This window comes from Streptomyces sp. YIM 121038 (genome assembly GCF_006088715.1).
In the GTDB taxonomy this organism is placed as follows: domain Bacteria; phylum Actinomycetota; class Actinomycetes; order Streptomycetales; family Streptomycetaceae; genus Streptomyces.
Genome location: NZ_CP030771.1, coordinates 218,608 through 242,174, shown reverse-complemented (window position 1 = coordinate 242,174; position 23,567 = coordinate 218,608). Strand labels below are relative to the sequence as shown.

Here is a 23,567-nt window from a genome sequence, read left to right as displayed (position 1 = left end):
AAGGGAGGTGACCCAGCATGTCTGCATCCCACGAGGTCCCGATCGCGGTGGTGGGGATCGGCTGCCGTCTCCCCGGCGGCGTGAACACCCCCGATGAACTGTGGCAGTTGATTGCCGACGGCCGCTCGACCGCCGGTCCGGTGCCCGCCGACCGGTGGGATGCCGAGGCCCTCGCGTCCCTGCAGGACCCGGAGCTGGGCGAGCGGGCCGCGGTCGGCTGCTTCCTCGACGGGGACGTGTGGTCCTGGGAGCCGGAAGCGCTGTCGGTGGCCCCGGCCGAGCGGGAGTGGGTGGACCCGCAGTCCCGGGTGATGATGGAGGTCGCCTGGGAGGCCGTGGAGCACGCCGGCATTCCGGTCGACCGGATCCGGGGCTCACGGACCGGGGTGTATGTGGGGACGTACGCGCCGGACAATCTGTTCCGGGAAGCACGTCCGGTTCAGGACGCGCCCAACAGCCCCTATCTGTTCGGGAACTACACGGCGGGCACGGCGGGCCGGGTGGCGTTCTCGATGGATCTGCGCGGCCCGGTCATGGTGGTCTCCACGCACTGCTCCTCCAGCATGGTGGCCCTGGACACCGCGTGCGGAGCGCTCACACTCGGTGAGTGCGACATGGCTCTCGCGGGCGGGGTGCTGCTGATGGTGGCGCCGCAGACGCACTACTTCGAGGCGCCGTTACTCCTGTCGCGACGCGGGGCCTGCCACGCCTTCGACGCGCGCGCGGACGGGTACGTGCGGGGCGAAGGCGCCGGTGCCGTACTGCTCAAGCGGCTCGCCGACGCGCGCCGCGACGGCGACCGGATCCTCGCCGTGATCCGCGGCAGCGCGGTCAACAACGACGGCCAGGCGACGAGGATGACCGCTCCGTCCGGTGAGATGCAGCGCCGGCTCTTCGCGGCCGCCGTGGAATCGGCGGGCATCGACCCGGGTGAGGTGGGGCTGGTGGAAGCGCACGGGCCGGGCACCTCGGTGGGTGATCCGATCGAGTACTCGTCCCTCCACGCGGTCTACGGACGCGGCGGCCGGGGGCGCTGTGCGCTCGGTTCGCTGAAGACGAACATCGGGCACACCGAGCCGGTCTCCGGTGTCGCCGGGGTCATCAAGGCGGTGGAGAGCCTGCGGCGCGGGGTGGTCCCGCCGAACCGGAACTTCACCGACTGGAATCCGGGCATCGACCGAGCCGAGAAGTCCCGGCTGTTCGTGCCGACCGAGCTGACCCGCTGGCCGGTGCCGGGCAAGGGGCGCCTCGCGGCCGTGTGCAGCTACGGGGTGAGCGGCACCAACGGACACATCGTGCTCGAGGCCGCGCCCGCCCCGCGCCGCCGCCCCGCGCGCCGGGGGAAGCAACCCGTCGCCGGAAAGCGCCTGTTCCTGCTGTCCGGGACGTCGGAAGGCTCGCTGGCGGGGGCGGCCGGGCGGCTGGCCGACTTCAGCGAGAGCACCCCGGCCGACGCGGCCGATGTCGTCCACACTCTCGCGCTGCGCCGCCGGCACGCCGAGCACCGCCTCGGCGTCGTCGCCGACGGGCTCGGGCAACTTGCCACCCGAGCGCGGGAGTTCGCCGCGGGCGGCGCACCCGAGGGCGCCGTCAGCGGCGTCCCGGTGCTGCCTCCCGACCATCCTGGCCCGGTCTTCGTCTTCACCGGGCAGGGCTCCCAGTACGCGGGCATGGGCCAGGGGCTGCTCGCTGACGAGCCGGTGTTCGCCGCCGCCGTCAACGCCCTCGAACCGCTGATCGGGGCCGAGTCCGGCTTCTCGTTGCGGGAGACGATCGAGCGGCCCGAACTGCTGGCAGGCGTCGACCGCGTCCAGCCGACGCTGTTCGGCGTGCAGGTGGCGTTGGCCGAGCTGTGGCGCTCCTGGGGGGTGCGGCCGGCCGCGGTGATCGGGCAGTCCCTGGGCGAGGTGGCCGCCGCCGTGGTCGCCGGGGTGCTCAGCCGCGAGGACGGGGCGAAGGTGATCTGCCGCCGGGCCACCCTGCTCGCCCGGATCGCGCACGGCGCCATGGCCTCCGTGATGCTGAGCGCCGCCGAGACCCGGGCCGCCCTCGACGCGCTCGGCGCGGTGGGGGTCGCGCTCGGCGTGCTGACCGCCCCGCGCACCACGGTGATCTCCGGTGACGCGCGGCAGGTGCGCGACCTGGTGGCGCACTGGAACGAGAACGGCGTGGTGGCCCGCATGGTCGATGTGGACGTGGCCTCGCACTCCCCGCAGGTCGACCCGGTCGTCGACGAACTGCACGCCGCCTTGGCCGAGCTGCCCGACAACCGGCCGGGCGCCATCGCCTTCTACTCCACCGTCAGCGACGCCCCGCGCGATCCGGGCCCGCTGAACGGCTCGTACTGGGTGCACAACCAGCGTGACACCGTGCACTTCCAGCGTGCCGTGACCGCCGCCCTGGCCGACGGGTACCGGCTGTTCATCGAGTGCACCGCCCACCCGCTGGCCGCCCGGCCCATCACCGAGACCGCCGCCGAGCAGGGCGTCCAGGACGTGGTCGCGATCGGCTCGCTGCGCCGCGGCAGCGACGACACCGAGGCGTTCCTGACGCAGCTGGCCACCGCCCACTGCGCGGGCTTCGACGGCATCGACTTCGCCACCCACTACGGCGACGGGCGGCTCGCCGACGTGCCGACCACCTTCTGGAACCGCACCCGGCACGGCGGCACCACCGAGCCCTACACCCTCGTCGCACCGGCCCTGCCCGCCGCACGCCAGCACCCGCTGCTCGGCGGCCACGTCGCCGACCCCGACCGGGCGGGCCGCCACCTGTGGCAGACCCCGGTCTCCGCGACCCGGCTGCCCTGGCTCGCCGACCACCGGGTGGCCGGTGTGCCGGTGCTGCCCGGTACCGGTTTCGCGGAGATGCTGCTCGCCGCGGGCGCCGAGGTCTTCGCCACCGACCGGGTCGCGATCGAGGACGTGACGATCGAGGCGCCGCTCGTCCTGGAGCCGGAGCCGCGGGTGTCCACCCGGCTCGTGGAGGAGGACGGCGTGGTGCGCGGGCAGGTACTCACCCGCACCGCCGAGGGCCAGGTCGTGCACGCCCGCGCCACCATCCGCCCGCTCGCCGACCACGAGGGGCGTCCGGGCACCCCGGCGGACGGCCCCACCGCGGAGTGGACCGAGTCCGCCCCGGCCGACCTGCACCGCCACTTCCGCGAGCGCCACAACGTCTGCCACGGCCCGTCCTTCGCCGCCGTCGACCGCATCCGCCTCGACCCGGGACGCACCCGCGCCGTCTCCGCCCTGCGCATCGCGGACACCGCGCGCGTCTCGGCACACACCCTGCGGCTGCATCCGGTGCTGGCCGACGAGTTCGTGCAGACGGCGGTGGCGGCCTGGCTCGGCCACTGCGCGACCAGCCCGGGGCCGGTCGTGGTGGCGGGCTTCGGCGCGCTCCGCGTATACGGGCCGACCGGCCACGCCCGGCGCGCGGAGGTGACCTTGCACGAGGCCGACGACCTGACCTGCACCGCGTCGGGCACGCTCACCACGGCCGACGGCACGGTCGTCGCCGAGATCACCGCGCTGCGCCTTTCCAACATCACCCCGCCCGAACAGCGCTACGCCGACCGCCTCGCCCACCTGGCCTGGCAGCCGGTCCCGGCCGGCGAGGCCCCGGAGTCCACCGGCCAGCAGTGGCTCGTCGTGGCCCCCGAAGGCACCCGCTGGGGCGAGCGCCTGGCCGCCAAGCTCGGCAAGCGGTCGGCGGGAAGCCATCTGCTCCTGCACCCGCCAGGCGCTCCGCTCGACCCAGGGCGGCTGGAGCGGGCGCTGGCCGCCGACACCCGCCCGGCCGCGACCCGTCTGCTGCTGGTCCTCAACGGCCCGGACACTGAGGGCACGCCCGACCGTGCCCGCGCCGCCGTCCGCCGCACCCTCACGGTGCTGCAGACCCTGGCCGCCCGTACCGCACCGCCGCGCCTGTGGGTGCTGTGGCGCGGCGATCACCCTCTGGCCGCCGCGGGCGTGCGCGGACTGCTGAGGGTCGCCGCCTTCGAAAACCCCGAACTGCGGGCCGGAAGCCTGGAGGTGGCGGGCGACACCCCGCTCGACGACGTCCTGGGGGATCTGCTCGACGACACCCTGCCGGTCACCGAGGTCGCCTGGCGGCACGGAGTACGGGCTGTGGCACGGGCACGCACCGGCCCCGGAGCGGCTTCTCCCCCCATCAACTCCCCATACGATGAAGGCAGTTACCTGGTCACTGGCGGCTTCGGCGGCCTCGGCCTGCTCACCGCGCGGCGCCTGGCCGAACACGGCGCCCGCACCCTGGTCCTGGTCGGCCGCACACCACCCGGCCCGGACGCCGAGCGCACCCTCGAAGCGCTGCGCACCACGTTCGGCACGCACATCGAGACGGTCCTCGGCGACGTCGCCGAGCCGGGCACCGTCCACCGCGCCCTGAAGGCCGCCGGCGGGAAGCTGCGCGGCATCGTGCACGCCGCCGGTGTCGTCGAGGACGCCACCGTGGCACACATCGGGGACGAACTGCTCCAGCGGGTCTGGCGCGGCAAGGCCGAGGGCGCCTGGCAGCTCCACCAGGCAACCCTGGAGGCCGAGTTGGACTTCTTCGTCGTCTACTCCTCGGTGGCCTCGCTGCTCGGCTCGCCCGGCCAGGGCGCGTACGCCGCCGCCAACGCCTACCTGGACGCGCTGGTCGCCCACCGACTCGCCGAGGGCCTGCCCGCCACCGGCATCCACTGGGGTGCCTGGTCCGAGGCCGGGCGCGGACAGCACCTCGCCGAACGCGGCTTCGTCATGATCAACCCGGCCGACGGCCTCGACGCCTTCGACCGCATCCTCGCCGAGGGCCACCATCAGATCGCCTACTCGCCCGTCGACGCGGCCGCCTGGACCGCCCCGTACCCCGCTCTGCGCGAAGCGGCGCTCTACACAGAACTCCTCACCGGCATCCAGGCGGGCGCCGAGGCCGACGGCTCCCCGGTCCGCGACGACCTTCACCAGGCCGCCTCGGACGCCGAACGCCACCGCGTCCTCACGGAGTTCATCATCGCCCAGGTCCGCGACCTGCTCGGCGGCACGACCCGCCACATCGGCGCCCACACCAGCCTCGTCGTCCTCGGCCTGGACTCGCTGGGCGCGGTCCAGCTCCAGCAGCGGCTGGCCAAGGCGCTGCGCCGCGAGATCGCTCCGGGCACCATCTGGGTCAAGCCGAGCCCGGGGGCGCTGGCCGAGGCACTCCTGCAGTCCATGGGGTTTACGTCGGCGCAGGAGGCGAGCCGCTGACGGACCGCTACGGCCGCGCGCGCCTTCTCCCGAGCCTTCTCCTGCGCCTCATCGAGACACGGGCAGCCGCAACCGTTTCGACGGCGTGACGCGGACCGGGAAATTCCGAGCCGATGAAGGGAATGGGCATGACGTCTGCACACGGCACAGGCCAGGAGATGCCACAGGAGACCTCGCCGGGGACGCCGCGGGAGCCGGGCCAAGGAGCCCCGGAGGGATTCCTCCGCGTCGAAGGGCAGACGAAGTTCCTGGAGACGTTCCTGCCGGTGCGCAACGAGGTGATCCATGGCTTCTACCGCACCTCTCGCAGCTCCCGCACCTCTCGTACCAGCCGTGCCCCGCGCACAGGCAAGCGGAAAGACCTGCGGGCCGCGGTCCGGTTGCTGGGCGGGGGCGCGAAGGACACCGTCCCCGACCTCTACCGCCTCTACTACAACCGACTGTTCTCCATGATCTGGCTGGCGCTCGACTGGGGCCCCTACACCGCTGAGATCCGGCAGGTGGCCGACCCTCAACGGCGGATCCACCTCTCCCAGGTCAACTCCGTGGACCGGTGCTGGCAGCCGGCCGTGGAGAGTGCGCCGAAGGACGGCCGGCTCATCGAGGTCGGCACCGGCCTCAGCGACGGCTGGGCCCGGATCGCGCACCTGCTCCCACAGGTCGAGATCGTGTCCCTCACCATCGAACGCGACCAGGCCGAGATCGGGCGCCGCATCGCCGAACGGCTCGGTCTGTCCGACCGAGTGACCTTCCGGGTCGGCGACCTCTTCGACCCCGCCACCACCCGCGACCTGGCCGGGAGCGCGGACGCCGTCACCGCGATGGGCGTCGTCCCGCACTTCCCGCCGCCGCGCAAGGCGGAGGGGATGCGCGCCATGGCGGCCATGCTCAAACCCGGGGCCCCGCTCCAGATCTTCGACGCCTACCGGGTCCGACCGTTCTCCCGCTTCATGGACCGGGCGCTCATCAGCTCCCTGTGCTGGTACCCGACCCGCGACGAACTGCGCGACGCCCTGGAGGGGGCCGGTCTGTCGCTCACCCGCTTCGACGCGTACGACGCCGAGAGCTGCCTCCCGTTCGCGGACGACACCCGGGGCAACGACCAGCTGCGCCGCGAGTTCGGACCGGTCGTCGCCCGGGTGTTCCCGAGAATCGTGAGCCGCTTCATGAAGGGGCTCCTCGCACCCCAGGACTCGGTCTACCTGTCGGCGGTCCGGCGATGACCGTCCCGGAACCGGTCCCCGGCGTGGCCCCGGCGGACGCGGAACGCGCCGCCCGTGTGCCCGTCACGTCGGCCCCACGGACCTGGTGTTCGCCGGTCACGGCCTGGGCGGCGGTCGGGACCGTGTTCCTGGCGGCCGAGGCGTGGGTGATGGTGCGCTGGGCCGTCACCGACGCACGCTGGTTCCCCTCCGGAGACTACGGACTGAGCCCCACGCGGCGCGTCGTGGCGGGCGCGTTCCAGATCCTGAGCATCGCAGGAGTCCTGGCCAGTGTGGGCTGGCCCGTCGTCCGGAGCATCCGACAGCGAGCCCTGACCATCGAGGCGAGAGTGCTCCTTGGCTACCTGAGCGCCTTCTGGCTCATGCCGGTCGTCAACTACACGTCCCATGCGGCCGGTTACAGCAAGTACCTGATCGGCACCACCGACTGGGGCTCCTTCATCCCCGGCTGGCACGGTCCGGACCCCGATACGCACCCGGTGCCGCTGTTCGTCGGCTGGTTCGCGCTGGCCGAAGTGATGATGTGGACCCTGCCGACGGTCTGGGTGCTCGGCGCCGCGGTGCGCGGGCGGCCTCAGCTGTCCGGACCGCGCCTGGCCCTGCTCGCCTTCGTCACGGCCCTGGCCGCCGAACTGGTCCTGGAGCCGATCATGGTCTTCACCGGCGGCTACGTCTACGTCACCGCGGTGCCCGAGCTGACCCTGTTCGCCGGGCACTGGTACCAGCTCCCCAGCTACGCCATGGTGGTCGCCGCGCTCGTGTACGGCATGATCCCGGGCCTGATCTGTCACTACCACCGCCATCACGAGCGGGGCGCACCCGTTCTGCGCGGGACAGGTGGCCTGTCGCCCGCCGCGCGCCCGTGGGTGGCCACGCTGGCCGTCATCGGCACCGCCCAGGTCTGCTTCCTGGCCCTGGTCGTCAGCTACGCCGTCATCCCCCTGCTCGGCGGCGAACCCGCCACCGACCTGCCCGCACATCTGCGGTGACCATCAACCACGCCACCACGACCGTCTCCCGGGAGAGCGCATGCCACAGACCAGGGACCGCGCCGTCGTCATCGGCGGCGGATTCGCGGGACTGCTCGCCGCACGCGCCCTCGCCGCGCACTTCGCGACGGTCACCGTGATCGAACGCGCCCCCCGGGCCGATGCCGCCCGCCGCCGGGGCGTCCCGCAGTTCCACCACCCCCACGGCCTGCTGCACCGCGGCGCGGAAGCCCTGGAGACCCTCTTCCCCGGGCTCCGCGCCGAACTGCGAGAACGCGGAGCCGCCACCTTCGACTTCGGCGAACGGACCCGGATCCTGTTCCCCTCCGGCTGGGCTCCGGCCGGACCGGTCGGAGTGGACCATCTCGCCTGCAGCAGGGCACTGCTGGACGACCTCCTGCACCAGCGAGTCGCCGTACTGCCGCCCGTGCGGCAGGTCACCGCCACCGCCACCGACCTGATACGGCACGACGGCCGCGTCGCCGGTGTCCGCGATACGACGGGCGCGGCACATCCCGCCGAGCTGGTCGTCGACGCATCCGGCCGCACTTCGCGACTGACCGACTGGCTCACCCGAAGCGGCACACCCGTCCCGGCACGAGCCCACGTCTTCGCCGGTCTCACCTACGTCACCCGGGCCTACGAGGACACGCTCGACCAGGACTGGCACATGTTCACCGAGATGACCTACGCCCCCACGATCCGCCGCGGCTGCCTCATCCAGCGCGTCGAGGCAGACCGGGTGCTCCTCACCCTGATCGGAGCGGACGGAGTGCGTCCCCCGTACGACACCGACGGCTTCGAGGAGTACGCCGCGGCGCTGCGCAGCCCCCACCCACTGGACGTGATCAAAACCTGCACACCGCTCGGCCGCACCTACCGCTACGGCGGCCTGCACAACCACTGGAACCCCTACCACCACATGCGTGACTGGCCGGACGGGCTCATCGCGCTGGGCGACGCCGTGGCCGCCCTCAACCCGATCTACGGACACGGCCTGACCGTCGCCGCGCTCGAAGCCCTGGCCCTGCGCGACCTACTCGCACAGAACCCGGGCCGCGGCCTCGCACGCCGCTTCCAGCGCACGGCCGCCGACGTCATCCGCGTGCCGTGGCTGCTCGCCAGCCGCTCGGACGCGGCCTGGCGACCCCACACGCAACGCCCCTCGGCCCGCCTCACCAACTGGGCGCTGCGCCGCTGTCTGAGCCGCGTGCCGCACCACCCCGAGCTCTACCGCAAGGTGGTGAACGTACAGAACCTGCTCGCCCATCCGGCGACGCTCGCGTCCCCCTGGCCGTGACAGGCTGCCCCGGTCGCTCCGGTCGGGGATGGACGCGAACGGGCCGGGCAGCCCCCGCTTCGCCCGGGGTCAGTCATCGTCGGTGGCTGTCGTCGTGCGCCGGTCGTCGAGGGCGTCCAGGCGTTCGACGAGGTGGGTGTGGCGGGCGTCGAGGTAGGGGCGCATGTTGTCCAGAGGGGTGATGAGCTCGGCGGCGTCGGTGGCGCCGAGGGCGGCATCCAGCGCGGCCTGGGCCGAGTGCGCTTGGGGCGCGAGGTGGTCGAGCGCGGTGATCTGTCCGGCGAGGCGGCGCAGGTCAGCCGCGTTGGCGCGGGCCCAGGTGGCGGTGGCGCGCTCGGCGGCCCTGGCCTGGCGGGTGGCTGTCACGCGCTGCTCGCCGGTGGTGCCGACGGCCCCGGGACGGCCGCGCAGGTAGCGGCGTTCGGCGGCCTGGCGGCTGGCGACGCCCAGGGGGGCGGCGAGGTCGGCCCAGCTCGCGCCCGCGTCGCGGGCGGTTTCGATCAGACCGGTCTCCCAGCCGGCGAGCTGTTCGCGCACCTGCCGCAGCAGCATCAAGGAGGCCAGCGCCTGGTCGGGACCGGGGTCAGCCGCGTCGGACGGCTCGTGCTGGGCCTCGCGCAGGGCGTCGTCTATGGCGGCGAGGGCCGCTGCGGCGGCGAGAAAGGACGCTGGGCTGTGGGCGTCGGTGCTGGTCGTGGGCGGCTGGTCGGCTGCGGTCACGGGGACCTCCCTCGGTCTGTCATCGGGCCGACGACATCAGGATTGTCATCCATTGGATGACATGTTACAACGGTGTCAGTGCAGCGCATTGGCAGCAACTGCTCGAACCTGCTGGAGGTGTTTCACGATGTTGATGCGCACTGACCCCTTCCGTGAGCTGGACCGGATGGCGCAGCAGCTGATGGGTCCGGGTACCTGGTCGAAGCCGTCGGTGATGCCGATGGACGCGTACCGCGAGGGCGACGAGTACGTGGTGGCTTTCGACCTCCCCGGCGTGACCGCGGACGCGATCGACATCGACGTCGAGCGGAACATGCTGACCGTCAAGGCCGAGCGGCGGCCCGTGGCGAAGGCCGACGGCGTCAAGGTGGAGCTGTCCGAGCGGCCGCTGGGCGTCTTCTCCCGTCAGATCGTGCTCGCCGACACCCTCGACACCGAGCACATCCAGGCCGACTACGACGCGGGCGTGCTCACCCTGCGCATCCCGATCGCCGAGCGCGCCAAGCCCCGCAAGATCTCCATCGGCGTCGGCTCCGGCCACAAGGAGATCTCCGGCTGACACCGGCCCGGAAACGGTGCGGAGGGCGGATAGCTGCCCCCCTCCCCGTCCTCCGCACCCGCGCCGATGGCCAGCCGACGCTGAGAGAAGGATGGGGTGGCGGCCGGTTGGCCGTGTGACACGCAGCGTTCTTGGCCGCGTACGGCAACGCGGCCAAGGCGGCAGGGGAGACGAGCGTGCATCCCGCGTGGCATGCGGCCAGTTCGCGGCACGCCTGCCGGAAGTTTCGCCCTGACCCTGCTCGATCCGCCGCGATCCGCCGCGATCCGCTGCGAAGCGCCGAGCGACAGCCCCCGCGCGATTCGTGCGCGCGATCGCCGCCTGTTGCGAGGGTGGCATCGAACAGACCGCGACCTGGGACGCCCGCACCGTTCTGCCCGCCGTCGCCGATACGGCAGGCGAGGACGTGACCGGGCAGACCCTCTTCCCGCTCTCCGTCGGCCAAGGCCTCGCCTTCGGCCACCCCTCAGCCCACCCGACCCACACCGGGATGCCGCACCCGGCACCCCCATGGCTTCATGAAAGGCATACACCGCAGTGATCTCCGACGTGCGCGTACCGCTTGAGGGCCAGCAGCCGTACTCGACGGCGTACGAGCAGATGCTGGAGAAGGTCCGCTACGAGGGCGCCTACCCCACCCGCGAGCGGGCCGACGAAGCCGTCCGCCTGGTCCTCGCAGGGCTGGGACGTCAGCTGACCGGCGACGAACGCGTCGACCTCGCCGCCTGCCTGCCCCTGGAGGCGGCACGTGTGCTGACCGCGCAGATCCCCGACACCCAGCCGCTGACCGGCTGGGCCTTCGTCAAGGACCTCGCCGCCCGTACCGGCGCCTCGCTGGCCACCACCCGCTGGGACACCGGCTCCGTCTTCGCCGCCATCACCGCCCACGCCGGCCCCGACCTGATCGCCCGTATCCTCCACCAGCTCCCCGGCGGCTACGCGTTGCTGTTCGGCCAGGCCGAACTCACCTCCGCCGCCTAGCCGACCAGGACTCGGCGGAGTGGAGCGCCGCGCCGAGTCCGTCGAAGCCGCGATGGTGGGCTCCACCGGTCGGCCATGCACGTGGCCGACCGGGTCCGAGTCCTGTGTCTGCCGGTCGGAGCGGTTCCATACCTCAGAAGCGGGACCGGCTTGCAGGGTGGTGTGGCGGAGGCCTGGAACGCTGCTCGCCACGTGGCTGCCGCCCGATGCCTTCCGCATCGCGGGCAGAGCCTCCAGTTCCGGGTCGGCGTCGCGTCCCGACCGGTGGCCGCTGGCGCATGCCCGGGGTGGGCGCCGATGAGGCCCGCGCCTCCGGCAGGCCATGGCCTTCGAGGGCGCGGTGCCGGCCTTCGGCTCCATGGCGGGCATGGCGAGTTGGGCGCCGGACGGACTCCATGGCGGACAGCGAGACGGCGGACCCGATCGAGCCACAACCCCCAGGTTGCACATCATGAGGTGACGTGCAACCCTGGGGTTGCACGCGATGTCGGAGCGCAAGGAGCCCCCTCATGAGCGAGGACCGGATCGAACGAGAAACCCTGATCGAGGCATCCCTGGAGCGGGTCTGGTCGCTGGTGGCCGAGCCCGGATTCTGGGTGGCCGACAAGGCGAGCCTGCCCGGCACCGTGGCCAGGGAAGGCGAGACGATGGTGGCGAGGAACCCGGAGTACGGCGACTTCCCGGTACGCGTGGAGAAGGTGGAGCCGCCCACCTACCTGGCCTATCGCTGGGCCAGCGCGTACCCGGGAGAAGAGCTGCGCGAGGACAACAGCACCCTCGTGGAGTTCACCCTGACACCGGAAGACGGCAAGACGCGACTGCGCGTGGTCGAGAGCGGGTTCGCGGCGCTGGCCGGACCCGAGGAGCTGCGCGGCCAGGCGGTCCAGGACAACACCGGCGGCTGGCAGCAGGAACTCGACGCGCTCAAGGCGCGCGCCGAACAGCCCACCGCGTGACCGACGGAACCCGAGGCGCCGTCGAGGCGGTCGACACCGTCCTTGCGGCTCTGGCCGACCCGACACGGCGCCGACTGCTCGAACTGCTCGCCGCGCAGGGCGAAGCCACCGCGACGACGCTCGCCGAACACCTTCCCGTCTCACGTCAGGCCGTGGTCAAACACCTCGCGGTCCTTGACGGCGCCGGACTGGTGACCGGCGGTCGCATCGGGCGCGAGGTGCGCTACACGGTGCGGCCCGCGGCGCTCGATGCGACGGCTCAGTGGATGGCCTCGCTCGCCGCGGACTGGGACCGGCGGCTGGCGCGCATCAAGCACATCGCCGAGGCGGCCGAGCGGGACGCCCAAGCCGCAGACGAGCCGTAACAGTTCGCGCCCACCGGTCGCGACCCCACAGAGGAGAAGGATCATGTCTACGGAGAACCGACACCTCACGCACGCCCCTTCCGCGTACGCCTGCATGCTGGTGCGCAGGCCAGCGGCGGAGGCGTTCCGGGCATTCGCCGATCCGGACGTCACCTCGCGGTTCTGGTACAGCAAGAGCAGCGGGCCCATGGTCGCGGGGACCGAGCTGCGCTGGGAGTGGGAGACCTACGGGGCATCAGCCGACGTACGCGTGCGGGACGTGCAGGAGGGGCGCCTGATCCGCTTCGAGTGGGGCAACTACGAGCAGCCGACCACGGTCGAGCTGAAGTTCACCCCGCGCACGGCACAGGCCACCTTCGTCGAGGCCACCGAGACCGGCTTCCAGGGCTCGGGGGACGACACCGTCCGCTGGGTGAACGACACGGTCGGCGGCTTCACCACCGCTCTGTGCGCGATGAAGGCCCTGCTCGAACACGGCATCCAGCTCAACGCCGTCCCCGACCACCACCCAGCCTGACCCCCCTCCGAGCCCGCCCCCCAGCCTTCGGCCTCCGGCTCCTTCTCTGCCCTGGCCCACCACGCTGGACCTCGTCGACCCGTCGGACACAGCCGCAGGGTGTGTCCGACGGGTCGAGGGCTGACGGTGGGGTCAGCGCGCGCCGTAGAGCGCGATCAGGGGGGCGATCCTCTGCCCTCCGGTGCCGACGCCGTTCCGCAGATGGGCGAGGTTCTGGTACCGCGTGTTGTTGATGGTGACCGCGTCGGAGTCCAGGAGGTTGCCGTTCGCTTCGCGGTGGGCGAGCCGCGACAGGCGCGCCCAGTTGTTCTCCAGGCTCACACCGAAGCTGCCCAGGTTGCTGTACCTGACGCCGCTGTTGTCGCCGTCGGTCTGCCCGCCCTGCAGGAGCGAGAAGTAGATGCGGTTTTCGATCCAGCCGAAGCGTGCGGCCTCGGAGGTGGCGGCGATGACGTTGGCGATCGCGCGCCGTACCCGGCTGCTGTTCCAGTGGTTCTCGTCCAGGTACATCATCTCCGAGAGATGTGCGTACAGGCTCGAAGGTTCGAAGGAAGCCGCGCCGCGCGCTTCGGCGTTGGCCAGGTCAGCGTAGTGCCCGCTGTAGGGGAGGGTACGGAAGAGCAGGTTGCCCCGGCCGTTGTAGGCGTTGTGGAGGCCGGTCGTCAGCGCGGCCGGGGCGTCGTTGAAGCGGTAGTTCTGCCCGTTGACCGTGAAGCCGTCGAGGTAGAGGTTGTCCGCCCGCAAGTAGAGGCTCAGCCGGTGGCTGGGCGAGGCGGTTTCGTCGTGGATCTGCAGCTCGATGTAGCGCCCCGTTCCCTCCGGCATGGATTCCCGCACCCCGTTGACGAAAGGGTGACTGGAGATCCGCCGGAGCTCGCCGACCATCACCGCGTGGCTATTGGCGCCGCCCAAGGTCCCTTCGGCTCCGGCGCGCTGCGCCCGCGCCAGGTCCGAGATGTCCCATACACGCTTGGTCCACATCTCGCTGGTGTCCGCGTGGGCGGGTGTGCCGCCGGCGTTGACCAGGGTGCAGGTGGCGAGGAGAGCGAAGCACAGGGCGCTCAGGCGCCGACCGGCGCGGCGCAGGGCAAGGATCGGTTGCATCGGGGCTTTCCTGGAGGTTCAGAGCGAAGGCTCGCTCGGGTGCGGGGCGCTTCGCGAAGGGGGTGGCAGGGCGGGGGGTCCGGCGGGGCCGGTCTCTCGCCTCTCTTGCTTCTAGCCAACCCGATGAATCCAAGGTGGAACAGGAAGTTCCACCGGCAGAAGTAGGGTCAGGCATACTTCTGCCGGATGGTTTCGCTGTTCTGGCCGGACCACGTTGATCAGGGGGATGCACACAGATGGGCACCGGCACACCGGCCACCGGCGATTTCGGCGCGCGTCTGCACGGGCTGCGCACGCGGGCCGGGCTGAGCCAGGAGGAGCTGGCGCAGGCCGCGGGGGTGAGCGTGCGGGGCCTTTCGGACATGGAGCGGGGGCGCTCGCGCGGGCCGCAGCGCCGCACCGTGCAGGCACTGGCCACCGCCCTGGGTCTGGATGCCGCCGGTGCCCGGGAACTGGAGCACCTGGCGAGCCTGGGCCGCCCCCGACCGGCCACCAGGAAGACCACCCGCCCGGCCGGTGGGGGCGAGGACCCCGGGACCAAGGCGGAGCCCGCCGCCGGGGCCGGGGTGACGGGCGGGCATCACCCCCTGGCCCTGCCCCGTGACCTGAAGGACTTCACCGCCCGCGGCCCCGCCCTCGACGAGCTCCTGGCCCTGGTGGCGGACCTCGACCCCGCGCATCCGCCGGTCGCGGTGGTCTGCGGGCAGCCGGGCCTGGGCAAGACCAGCTTCGCCGTGCACGCCGCCCACACCCTCGCCCCGCGCTTCCCCGACGGGCAGTTCGCCCTCGACCTGCGCGGCATGGACCCCCAGCCCCTCGACCCGCGCGACGCCCTGGCACGGCTGCTGCGCGCCCTGGGCACCACCGAAGCCGCTCTGCCCACCGGCCTGGAGGACCGCTCCGGCCTGCTGCGCTCGCTCCTGGGCGAGCGGCGCGTACTGCTCCTGCTCGACAACGCCGCCACCGAGGACCAGGTCCGCCCCCTGCTGCCCGGCCACGGCCCCTCGCTCACCCTGGTCACCAGCCGCCACAGCCTGGCCGGACTCGAAGCCGTCCACCGCACCGAGCTCGCCCTGCTGCGCCGCGAGGAGGCCGTCGAGCTGCTGACCCAGATCATCGGCCCCGACCGCGTCCAGCGCGAGGAGCAGGCCGCCCGCGACCTCGCCGAGCTCTGCGGACACCTGCCCCTGGCCGTCCGCATCGCCGCCCAGCGCCTGGCCGCCCGCCCCGGCGAACGCGTCGCCAAGCTCGTCACCCAGCTCGCCGCCCACGAAGACCGCCTGGACGCGCTGCGGGCCGGCTCACTCCAGGTCCGGGCCGCCTTCGCCCTGTCCTACCGGCAATTGAGCGAGCAGGCCCGCACCGTCTTCCGCCGCGCCGCCCTCGCCGACGGCCCCGACTTCAGCCCCGAGACCGCCGCCCTGCTGACCGGCCTGCCCCCACGCCGGGCCGCCCGCTGCGCCGAAGACCTCACCGACGCCGGTCTCCTCCAGGCCCACCCCACCGCCGAGCGCTACCGCTTCCACGACCTCCTCCACCTGTTCGCCACCGAACAGACCACCGAGGAGGACACGCCCTCCGACCTCGCCGCCGCCCAGCGCCGCACCGACGCCTGGATGCTGCGCCGCGCAGCCGCCGCCGGACGGCTCTTCGACCCCGATCACCCCGATCGCCCCGACCACCCCGGCGACACCCTCGGCGCCGACCCCGACCCGGCCACCGCACCCACCGGCCACGGGCAGGCCCAGGCCTGGCTGGAGGCGGAGCGCAACCAGTGGTACGCGGCCCTGCGCCGCACCCAGACCGCCGGGATGCACCAGCAGGTCATCGACGCCGCCGAGGCGATGCACTGGTTCTCCGACCGCACCCTGCACTGGGAGCTGTGGGCGGACGTCTTCCAGCACGCCGTCCACTCCGCGCGCGCCCTGGGCAACAGGGTGGACGAGGCCGTGCACCTCAACTACCTGGCCTGGGCCCACAGCACCTGCCTGCACGACCACACCAGCGCCCTGCACACCGCACACACCGCCCTGGACGTGGCCCGAGAATGCGGCGACCAGCTCCAGACCGGCTGGGCCCTCTACTATGCGGCCGGAGCCCTCGTCGGGCTCGGACGCACCGACGAAGCCATCGCCCGCCTGCGCGAAGCAGCCGACTGCCTCGGCCGCCAGACCAGCATGCAGGGCCGCCTCGCCGAGCTGTCCACCCTCCTCACCCTCGGCATCCAGCTGCGCCGCACCGGCCGCGCCGAGGAGGCCCTGGCCATCCACCGGCGCAGCGAAACCATCTGCTCCGCCGGAAGCCCCGGCAAGCCGGAGGAACTCCTCGGCTTCAACCTGTACATGGCGTCGGTCCAGCAGCACATCGGCAACGACCTCGCCGCCCTGCGCCGCTGGGACGAGGCCGAGACCCCCCTGCGCAACGCACTGCCCCGCTTCGAAACCGCCCAGATGCCCGTCTGGAGCGCGGGGGTCCGCCTCGACCTCGGCATCGTCCTGCGCCACCTCAACCGCACCGACGAAGCCCGCCAGGAACTGACGGCCGCCCACACCGCCCTGAGCCGCCTCAACCACCCCCCGCCAGCTCGAAGCCGCCGACCAACTGCGCGACCTGGCCGAATCCGCCCCCGCCACCCAGCACACCCACCTGGCCTGATCCCCCCGGCAACAGCACTTGTCCGTCCGTACTTTTGCTGGCGGGTTCACGAGTGACTTTTGCCAGGGTCCCGCCAGGCGCTGGCCAGGGCGGCCGTCTCTTGCTGTGGGGACCGGGTGGGCAGAGCCGGGCGTGACCTTCACGGTGGCAGGCTCCTGCCTGTCGGCCTGTGCCAGCGCTACGCTGCGGACAGTAGTGATGTGGGGAGGCTGCCGTGGGATGGGTCGACCGGGAGTATCTGCCCGCCCTGGCCAGGGGAGATGACCTGCCGGGTCCTTTCCCGGCCTGGCGGTATCAGCGGCTGGTCCAGCTCAGCGAGTGGCGGATGCGGCGCGAGCTGCTCCAACGGCTGGCGGACGTGCTTGTACTGGTGCGGGAGGGGCGCGGTGGCCCGAGGTGGACCTGGAGGTGAGGACGCGAGTGTGATGCGCGCGGCAGAAGGCCTGGCCCGCCGGGCCAGCAGGCAGGGCTGTGACGCCGAAGAGTTCACACGGGACGCCCAACTGCCGGGCCGCCCTTGAAGAGACCGCGCCGCCCGCCGGGGGACGATGCCCGGTCCTGGCCCGTTGACGCGTGCGTCCGGTCACGGGTGCCGTCGCCCGGTAGTGGCTTCCGGCCGGGGCGGAGTCAGGTTCACGGGCAGGGTGAGCGGGCCGCGGACGACTGCCTCGGGCCGGCGCCAGCGGAGGGAGGGCAGGGGGGTGCGGGGTGTGAGGTCGGGGGCAGCCGCGGCCAGTTCTTCGAGGGCGACGCGGAGCTGGGTGCGGGCCAGTTGGGCGCCCAGACAGGTGTGGGCGCCGTGGCCGAACGTCAGGTGGCGGGCGGGGCAGCGGGTGAGGTCCAGGCGGTCGGGGTCGCGGTGGGCGCGCGCGTCGAAGTTCGCGTGCAGCAGCGACACCACGAGCGCCTCCCCGGCCCGCACCACGACCGCACCGAGCCGTACGTCCTGCCGTGCGACGCGCGTGAAGCTCATCGGAACGACCGGTGCGTGGCGCAGCAGCTCCTCCACCGCCGCGGCCGCGGCCGCCTCGCGCTGCGGCGCCGTCGCCAAGCGGTGCCACTGCTCGGGGTGTTCGAGCAACGAGACGACGGCCAGGCCCAGCTGGCCGATGGAGGTCTCGTAGCCCGCGTTGAGCAGCAGTTCGACCAGGGCCGTCAGCTCGTCGTGGCTCAGCGCGCCGCTTTCGTCGTACGCCGTCGCGAGGGTGCCCAGAACGTGCTCGCCGGGGTCGCGGCGGGCCCGGTCGATCAGCTCGCTGATGTAGGCGCGCAGCGCGTCGCGGGCCGGGCCCTGTTCCTCGAAGGTCCCGGTGGTGACGCCCAGCGCGCGGTCCGCGAGACCGGCGAACCGGGCGTGCTCGGCCTCGGGTACGCCGAGGACGCGGCAGATCGTGGCGGCCGACAGCGGCATCGCGTACTGCGCGACGAGGTCGATCCGGTCCCGCCCGGCCAGGAGACGGCGGGCCTGCCGCCGGATGCCCTCCTCCAGAGCGGCCACGGCCCGAGGCGTGAACGGACGGTTCACCAGGCGCCGCAGCCGGGTGTGCTGCGGGGGGTCGAGGCTGGTCAGGGCCGCCGGGTCCGGGCGCATCGGGTGGATGGCCGGGGCCTCGGGGGCGACGGCCGCGGCCCGGCTGAACCGCTCGTCGGTGAGGACCGCGCGGCCGAGGTCGAAGGCGGTGACCAGCCAGACGCGGTCTCCCGTGGGCGCGACGACGGGCGCGATGTCCGCCACGCCGTCCCCGGTGGGCAGGAAGTCGGGAAGCGGCCCGTGCTGGCCGGCGGTCCGGCTCGGCAGGTTCAGGGGATTCATGAGTACGCGTGTGCTCCCGATCGAGGGCGGCGGGGCGGCGGGCGGCGGGCGTGGAACCGGTCAGTGCCCGGCCCGACCCCCGCCGCCCCGCCGCTTCTTCGGTCAACCGGCTGCGTGCCGTGTGCTCCGCGACCTGTTCGTCACGTGGCGGTCTTGGTGCCGACGACGAGGTACTCCGGGCCGTCGAGATGGCGTACGGAGGTCGCGGTGAAACCGGCCTCCTCCAGCCAGGACCGGCAGTCGGCCCCCGTGTAGCCCAGGCCCCCGGCGGAGACCAGCGACACGTTCAGGCTGATCAGCAGGCCGGTGGTGCGGTCCCTGCGGTCGTCGTCGATGAGGGACTCGTAGATGAGCAGCGAACCGCCCTCGGGGAGTGCCTCGTACGCCTTGCGGATCAGCATCTTCTTGATGCCCAGGTCCCAGTCGTGCAGGACGTGTCCCATCACGAGGACGTCGGCCGTGGGCAGCGGGCCGGTGAAGAAGTCGCCGCCCTCGAAGCGCACCCGGTCGGCGATGCCCAGCTGCTTGGTGTGCGCCGTGAACCCCTCCTCGACCACGGGAAGGTCGAAGCCGATGCCCTCGACGTGCTCGTGCCGGGTGAGGATCTGGGCCAGGAGGGACCCCTCGGCGCAGCCCACGTCCACGACCGTGCGCACGTTCCGCCAGTCGTGGGTCTCGGCGAGCGCGTGGTTGGCGCCCATGCTGTAGCCGGTCATCGCCCGGAGGAAGCCGGTGACCTGGTCCGGCGCGGCGAAGGCCTCGCCGAAGGTGTCGCTGTCGGCGTCGGCCTCGACGAGGGCGGGCTCGGTCGGCGCCGCCTCACCGGAACCCTCGGAGTTGCCGGACGCGGCCAGGGCGCGGGTGAAGTCGAGCCGCCCGCCCGTCCGCAGCCCCTCCGTGAGACCGGCCCAGCACGGGAAGCCCGCGTTGAGGAACTCCAGGTAGCCCGAGATGTCGGTGGCGGGCTTGGCCGGGTCCAGGTGCCGGTCGGCGAGCGGGGAGTTGTGGTACACGCCGTCCCGCCGCTCCAGCAGGCCCATCGAGACCAAGGCGTCGAGGAAGTCGGCGCCGCCGCGCCCGGTGATGCCGAGACGGGCGGACAACTCCTGGCCCGTCGAAGGGTGTTCGGCCAGGGCGGCGAAGACCTTCAGCTCCACGGCGCTCAGCAGGACCTTGGACTTCCAGAACGCTACGGCGAGATCGATGATGGCGTGCGGAGAATCGGGCCCGGCGGGGTCGGGGGTGGTGGGCCCGGGCGTGGTGGGGTCGGTCATGCGGAACTCCGTTCAAGGGAAGGCGTGTCGAAGGGGTGAACCGGTGGTCTACGTCAGGCCCAGGTCCCGGTAGAGGGCGTCACCGATCGCGATCATGCGTGTCTGGTGTTCCTCCTGCCATGTCTTGCCGTTGAGGTGCAGCGCCACGACGAGCCCGGCGTCGGGGTCCGCGAAGGCCGAGGAGGTCCACAGGCCGTAGTGGCCGAAGGCGCGCAGCGAGGCATGGCGGCTGAAGGCCGTGCAGATCTCGCCCAGATGGTGGGACTCGTTGCGGAAGCCGAGGCCCCAGTCCGCGTTGCCGAAGGCGTCGACCAGACCCACCCGGTGGCGCGCGGTGAGCGCCATCACCGTCTGGGGCCGCAGCACGCGACCCGCCCGGCCCTGTCCGCCGTCCATCAAGGCCTCGAAGAACAGCGCCAGATCGGACATCGGGCCGCGGATGTTGAGGCCCGGGATGGGGCGGGTGCAGGACGCCTCGGTGGCGTACCAGTGCGTGGGCTGGATGGGGGCGCCGCCGCCCGCGAGGTGGATGAGCGGCAGCCGGTCGGCCAGCTCGCGGTACTCCGGCGGGCTGAGCACGACTCGGGTGGCGTCCATGCCGCAGGGTGCGAGGACCTCCTCGGCGAGGTAGCGCTCGTAGTCGCGCCCGTCGAGCGTCCGGACCACCTCGGCGATCAGGAACCACGCCCACCACGGCGCGTACGCGATCCGGGTGCCCGGCCGGGCGTCGGGCGGCACCGTCATCGTGCGCAGCCGTTCCCGGCGCAGGGCGAGGGGAGCGGCCATGGTGCCGTGCAGCGGATCGAGGCCCATGGGCACGGCCGAGGTGTGGGTGAGGAGCTGGTACAGCGTGACGCTCTCCCTGCCGTCGCCGGTGAACCACGGCAGGTACGCGGAGACGGGCGCCAGCGGATCGAGCAGGCCCCGCTCCCACAGCTGCCCCACCGCCGCGGCACCCACCGACTTGGAGCAGCAGTACCAGATGGGCAGGGCGGCGCGGGTGAAGGGGACACCGGGGCGGCAGTCGCCGAGGGCCACCGACAGGCGGGTGCCCGACGCGCGGTGGACGACGGCGAGCTGGGCACCCGGTGTGCTGCGGCCGAGCTCCGCGCGCAGGACGGCCAGGGTGCCCGGCAGGATCTCCTCGGCCCGGCGGCGGGCCTCTTCCTCGTGCTCCTCCTCGTACTCCCGCTCCACGGTCGCGGCTCGGCCCGGCGCCGGGCGCGGGCGGCGGCCGTGCGGTGTGGGATCCCCGGCCGGGGGCAGGTCCGCGGTCACCGCGCGCAGCCGCGCCAGGACGCCCGCCCGGTCCTGCTGGAGCATCCGGTCCAGGAAGAAGACGAACAGGAACACACCCTCCAGACGCACCCCGTCCCGTTCGAAGAGCCGCACCCGCCGCACCCCGTCGCCGAAGAGGAACACGGCGGCGTCCGCGACGCTCAGCGTGAGCACCAGAGCGGGCCGCTCGCCCCAGTCCCCGCTGCTGAACCGCAGCTGCCCGGTGGACAGATCGGCCTGAACGAGGACGCGCTCGGCGGTTTCGGCGGGAGCGTCCGTCAGACAGAGGCCGAGGCGCACCGCCGAGCCCTCGTCCAGCGGTTCGGCGGCCGTCAGGTCGGCGGCGCGTCGGAGCCACCGCGCGGAGAAGAGCGGGCTCGGCGCGTCTGCCGCAGGCGCCCCTTGAGCCCGCGGCGCGGCGTCGGCCCGCATCACGTCACCGACACCGGCCACGTCACCGGCCACGTCACTGACACCGGTCACGTCCCCGATCCCGGTCACCGCACCGACCCCCGTCACCGCATCGCCCCCGTGTCCGGCGCCCGCTGCGCCCGCGCGACGGTGAAGCGCACCGTCGAGGTGGTGGTGAGGCTTCCGTCGGGGGCCCGCAGCCGGTCGAGCTCGGCGTTGACCGCCGCCTCGGCCCGCTCGCGCGACTCCGCGGGCACGCCCTCCCAGAACATCCGCCCGGCGGTGGACCAGACCCAGTCCCACCACTGGTGCGCCCCCCGGAAGCGGGTCACGCACGACTGCTCGACGGTCTCCGCCGTGGCGTAACCGGCCTCCTCCAGCACCGCGTGCAGCGCCTCCACGGAACGGAAGGGGCTGTCCTCGGGCAGGGCGTGCGAGGAACCGCCGCGCCCGTAGGGAGCGCTGGCCGCGAAGACCGGATCCCAGCGGGGGTCGGGCCGCCCCCACCAGGACAGGGCGAGCCGACCGCCGGGACCGAGCAACTCCCGGTAGCGGGCCACGGCTTGGCGCGGATGGGGCAGGAAGAACAGGGAGATGCCGGCGAAGACGACGTCCAGCGAGCCGTTCGCGGGCGGGGCCACGCCTTCCTGGGGGCTCCAGTCGATCGTCTCGGCGTCCGCGACCACGGCGTGGGCGTGCTTGAGGTCCGCCTCGCGCAGCGCCGCACGGGAGCGCGCGACCATGCCCGCCGACAGGTCGACGCCGACCGCGCTGCCGGTGCTGCCGGTGGCCCGGGCCGCGGGGACGAGGACGGCGCCGGTGCCGCAGCCGATGTCGAGGAGCCGGTCGCCGGGCAGCACGTCCGCGAGGGCGACGAGTCGTTGGCCGAGGTCGGCGAAGTGGTTGACGCCGACCCGCTCGTAGGTGGGGGCGCTGCGGTCGAAGAGCCCGGCGAGCGCGGCCTTGCGCTCGGCGTCGGTGGCGGGCCGCTCGACGGTCCGGGCCGAGCGGGAGGCGGGCGGGGCGGAGGCGGCGGTCTCGGTCACGGCGAGGTCCCTTCGGGGGCGGGTGAACTGCTGGGCGGGGCGGGGCGCCCGGTGCGTACGGGGGCTCCCGCGCGGGCCGAGGCGTAGACGGCCGTGACCACCTCCAGGGCACGGCGGGCGCCGTCCCCGTCGGCCAGCGGCGGACGGCCCTCGCGCACGGCGGCGCAGAAGTCGGCGAGCTGGTCGCGGTGCGGCTGGTAGAGCAGCCCGGCCCGGTCGCGCGGCGGCTCGGCCCGCCGCGGCGGCAGGACGTCGGCGACCTGGTTGCCCGCCCCGAACGCGCCGTAGGCGGCGGCCCGTTCGCCCTCGCGGGCCGCGTGGAAGTAGACCAGCTCGTCGTTGTCGATGACCGCGCTGCCGCGGTCCCCGTGCACCGCGAGGCGCGAGGTGCGCCCCGGATAGGCGGCCGTGGTGGCGAGCAGCACCCCCAGGGCGCCCCCGGCGAAGCGCAGGCTGGCGCTCGCCACGTCCTCGACATCGATGTCGTGGTGGGCGAGGAGGCCGGTGTGCGCGGCGACCTCCGCGACCGGTCCTGCCAGGTGCTGAGCCAGGTCCACCAGGTGCACCGCCTGGTTCATCAGGGCGCCGCCGCCGTCCAGGTCCGGGGTGCCGCGCCAGGAGCCGGAGGCGTAGTACGACTGCTCGCGCCACCACGGCAGCTCGACGACGAGGGAGGTCAGCTTCCCGAACCGGCCCTCGTCCACGGCGGACTTGACGAGGCGGACGGCCGGGTCGAAGCGGTGCTGGGAGACGACCCCCAGGGTCAGGCCGCTGTCCCGTGCCGCGTCGAGCAGCCGGTCGGCGGCGTCGAGCGTGACGTCGACCGGCTTCTCCACGAGGACGTGCTTGCCCGCGTGCAGGGCCCGTACGCCCACGTCGGCGTGCGTGCCGCTCGGCGTGCAGACCACCACGGCGTCGATGTCGGGCCTGTCCAGGAGGTCGGTGACGGTCAGCGGATCACAGCGCAGGGCCGCGGCCGTGTCCTTGGTGCGCTGCGGGTCACGACCGGCCACCGCCATCAGGCGGGCGGCGCCGGGCAGGCCCTCCCGCTCGTGGGTGAGCAGTCGGCCCAGGAACGAGCCGAGCACACCGCAGCCGATGATGCCGAAGCGGAGCATGTC

17 protein-coding genes are annotated in these 23,567 nt (G+C 73.1%); 10 read left to right on the top strand and 7 right to left on the bottom strand.

What is annotated here, in order from left to right; genetic code table 11:
- Positions 1-17 precede the first annotated feature (17 nt).
- The 4 genes from C9F11_RS00945 (at position 18) to C9F11_RS00930 (ending at position 8,767) form a co-directional block, all read left to right on the top strand.
- Complete coding sequence (locus C9F11_RS00945; protein ID WP_138957422.1) at positions 18-5,255, top strand: type I polyketide synthase; 5,238 nt, start codon at positions 18-20, stop codon at positions 5,253-5,255.
- 128 nt (positions 5,256-5,383) lie between these two features.
- A complete protein-coding gene (locus tag C9F11_RS00940) occupies positions 5,384-6,478 on the top strand; it encodes a class I SAM-dependent methyltransferase (RefSeq protein ID WP_171075590.1) in 1,095 nt (364 codons plus the stop codon).
- Positions 6,475-7,467 carry a spirocyclase AveC family protein gene (locus C9F11_RS00935; protein ID WP_138957420.1) on the top strand — a complete coding sequence of 331 codons (993 nt, stop codon included), beginning with the start codon at positions 6,475-6,477 and terminating at the stop codon, positions 7,465-7,467. The genes C9F11_RS00940 and C9F11_RS00935 overlap by 4 nt, the downstream gene beginning before the upstream one ends.
- A gap of 40 nt (positions 7,468-7,507) precedes the next feature.
- Positions 7,508-8,767 carry an FAD-dependent oxidoreductase gene (locus tag C9F11_RS00930; protein ID WP_138957419.1) on the top strand — a complete coding sequence of 420 codons (1,260 nt, stop codon included), beginning with the start codon at positions 7,508-7,510 and terminating at the stop codon, positions 8,765-8,767.
- A gap of 69 nt (positions 8,768-8,836) precedes the next feature.
- On the opposite strand, the gene C9F11_RS00925 is transcribed toward C9F11_RS00930, so the two are convergent.
- Entirely contained in the window at positions 8,837-9,487 is a 651-nt protein-coding gene (locus C9F11_RS00925; RefSeq protein ID WP_138957418.1) for a type III effector protein, read from the bottom strand.
- Between the two features lie 127 nt (positions 9,488-9,614).
- Here C9F11_RS00925 and C9F11_RS00920 point away from each other — a divergent pair, with 127 nt between their 5' ends.
- The 5 genes from C9F11_RS00920 (at position 9,615) to C9F11_RS00895 (ending at position 12,865) form a co-directional block, all read left to right on the top strand.
- Complete coding sequence (locus C9F11_RS00920; RefSeq protein WP_138957417.1) at positions 9,615-10,046, top strand: Hsp20/alpha crystallin family protein; 432 nt, start codon at positions 9,615-9,617, stop codon at positions 10,044-10,046.
- A gap of 537 nt (positions 10,047-10,583) precedes the next feature.
- Positions 10,584-11,027 (top strand): DUF2267 domain-containing protein, encoded by a 444-nt coding sequence (locus tag C9F11_RS00910; protein ID WP_138957416.1) that lies wholly within the window; start codon positions 10,584-10,586, stop codon positions 11,025-11,027.
- A 509-nt stretch (positions 11,028-11,536) separates the two neighbouring features.
- Positions 11,537-11,983 carry an SRPBCC domain-containing protein gene (locus C9F11_RS00905; RefSeq protein WP_138957415.1) on the top strand — a complete coding sequence of 149 codons (447 nt, stop codon included), beginning with the start codon at positions 11,537-11,539 and terminating at the stop codon, positions 11,981-11,983.
- Positions 11,980-12,348, top strand: a complete 369-nt coding sequence (locus tag C9F11_RS00900) for a metalloregulator ArsR/SmtB family transcription factor (RefSeq protein WP_138957414.1) — start codon at positions 11,980-11,982, stop codon at positions 12,346-12,348. The genes C9F11_RS00905 and C9F11_RS00900 overlap by 4 nt, the downstream gene beginning before the upstream one ends.
- Positions 12,349-12,391: 43 nt before the next feature.
- Positions 12,392-12,865 (top strand): SRPBCC family protein, encoded by a 474-nt coding sequence (locus C9F11_RS00895; protein WP_138957413.1) that lies wholly within the window; start codon positions 12,392-12,394, stop codon positions 12,863-12,865.
- Positions 12,866-12,997: 132 nt separating this feature from the next.
- Here the strand turns inward: C9F11_RS00895 and C9F11_RS00890 are convergent, their stop codons facing one another.
- A complete protein-coding gene (locus C9F11_RS00890; protein WP_138957412.1) occupies positions 12,998-13,969 on the bottom strand; it encodes a ribosome-inactivating family protein in 972 nt (323 codons plus the stop codon).
- A 236-nt stretch (positions 13,970-14,205) separates the two neighbouring features.
- Between C9F11_RS00890 and C9F11_RS00885 the strand changes: the two genes are divergently transcribed.
- Positions 14,206-16,680, top strand: a complete 2,475-nt coding sequence (locus C9F11_RS00885) for an XRE family transcriptional regulator (RefSeq protein WP_249401531.1) — start codon at positions 14,206-14,208, stop codon at positions 16,678-16,680.
- 527 nt (positions 16,681-17,207) lie between these two features.
- Here C9F11_RS00885 and C9F11_RS00880 read toward each other — a convergent pair.
- The 5 genes from C9F11_RS00880 to C9F11_RS00860 all read right to left on the bottom strand — a co-directional run bounded on the left by C9F11_RS00880 (position 17,208) and on the right by C9F11_RS00860 (position 23,564).
- Complete coding sequence (locus C9F11_RS00880) at positions 17,208-18,437, bottom strand: cytochrome P450 (RefSeq protein WP_138957411.1); 1,230 nt, start codon at positions 18,435-18,437, stop codon at positions 17,208-17,210.
- A gap of 140 nt (positions 18,438-18,577) precedes the next feature.
- Entirely contained in the window at positions 18,578-19,711 is a 1,134-nt protein-coding gene (locus C9F11_RS00875; protein ID WP_138957410.1) for a methyltransferase, read from the bottom strand.
- 48 nt (positions 19,712-19,759) lie between these two features.
- On the bottom strand, positions 19,760-21,472 hold the full coding sequence (locus C9F11_RS00870; RefSeq protein ID WP_249401530.1) for a serine hydrolase domain-containing protein: 1,713 nt from the start codon (positions 21,470-21,472) through the stop codon (positions 19,760-19,762).
- 32 nt (positions 21,473-21,504) lie between these two features.
- Complete coding sequence (locus tag C9F11_RS00865) at positions 21,505-22,446, bottom strand: methyltransferase (protein WP_138957409.1); 942 nt, start codon at positions 22,444-22,446, stop codon at positions 21,505-21,507.
- Entirely contained in the window at positions 22,443-23,564 is a 1,122-nt protein-coding gene (locus tag C9F11_RS00860; protein WP_138957408.1) for a Gfo/Idh/MocA family oxidoreductase, read from the bottom strand. Before C9F11_RS00860 ends, C9F11_RS00865 begins: the two co-directional genes overlap by 4 nt.
- Positions 23,565-23,567: the final 3 nt, after the last annotated feature.

What these genes read in the sequence shown, in the direction of transcription:
- C9F11_RS00945 (WP_138957422.1), top strand. Translation starts at nt 18, where the DNA reads ATGTCTGCATCCCACGAGGTCCCGATCGCGGTGGTGGGGATCGGCTGC.
- C9F11_RS00940 (WP_171075590.1), top strand. Translation starts at nt 5,384, where the DNA reads ATGACGTCTGCACACGGCACAGGCCAGGAGATGCCACAGGAGACCTCG.
- C9F11_RS00935 (WP_138957420.1), top strand. Translation starts at nt 6,475, where the DNA reads ATGACCGTCCCGGAACCGGTCCCCGGCGTGGCCCCGGCGGACGCGGAA.
- C9F11_RS00930 (WP_138957419.1), top strand. Translation starts at nt 7,508, where the DNA reads ATGCCACAGACCAGGGACCGCGCCGTCGTCATCGGCGGCGGATTCGCG.
- C9F11_RS00920 (WP_138957417.1), top strand. Translation starts at nt 9,615, where the DNA reads ATGTTGATGCGCACTGACCCCTTCCGTGAGCTGGACCGGATGGCGCAG.
- C9F11_RS00905 (WP_138957415.1), top strand. Translation starts at nt 11,537, where the DNA reads ATGAGCGAGGACCGGATCGAACGAGAAACCCTGATCGAGGCATCCCTG.
- C9F11_RS00895 (WP_138957413.1), top strand. Translation starts at nt 12,392, where the DNA reads ATGTCTACGGAGAACCGACACCTCACGCACGCCCCTTCCGCGTACGCC.
- C9F11_RS00890 (WP_138957412.1), bottom strand. Translation starts at nt 13,969, where the DNA reads ATGCAACCGATCCTTGCCCTGCGCCGCGCCGGTCGGCGCCTGAGCGCC.
- C9F11_RS00885 (WP_249401531.1), top strand. Translation starts at nt 14,206, where the DNA reads ATGGGCACCGGCACACCGGCCACCGGCGATTTCGGCGCGCGTCTGCAC.
- C9F11_RS00880 (WP_138957411.1), bottom strand. Translation starts at nt 18,437, where the DNA reads ATGAATCCCCTGAACCTGCCGAGCCGGACCGCCGGCCAGCACGGGCCG.
- C9F11_RS00875 (WP_138957410.1), bottom strand. Translation starts at nt 19,711, where the DNA reads ATGACCGACCCCACCACGCCCGGGCCCACCACCCCCGACCCCGCCGGG.
- C9F11_RS00860 (WP_138957408.1), bottom strand. Translation starts at nt 23,564, where the DNA reads ATGCTCCGCTTCGGCATCATCGGCTGCGGTGTGCTCGGCTCGTTCCTG.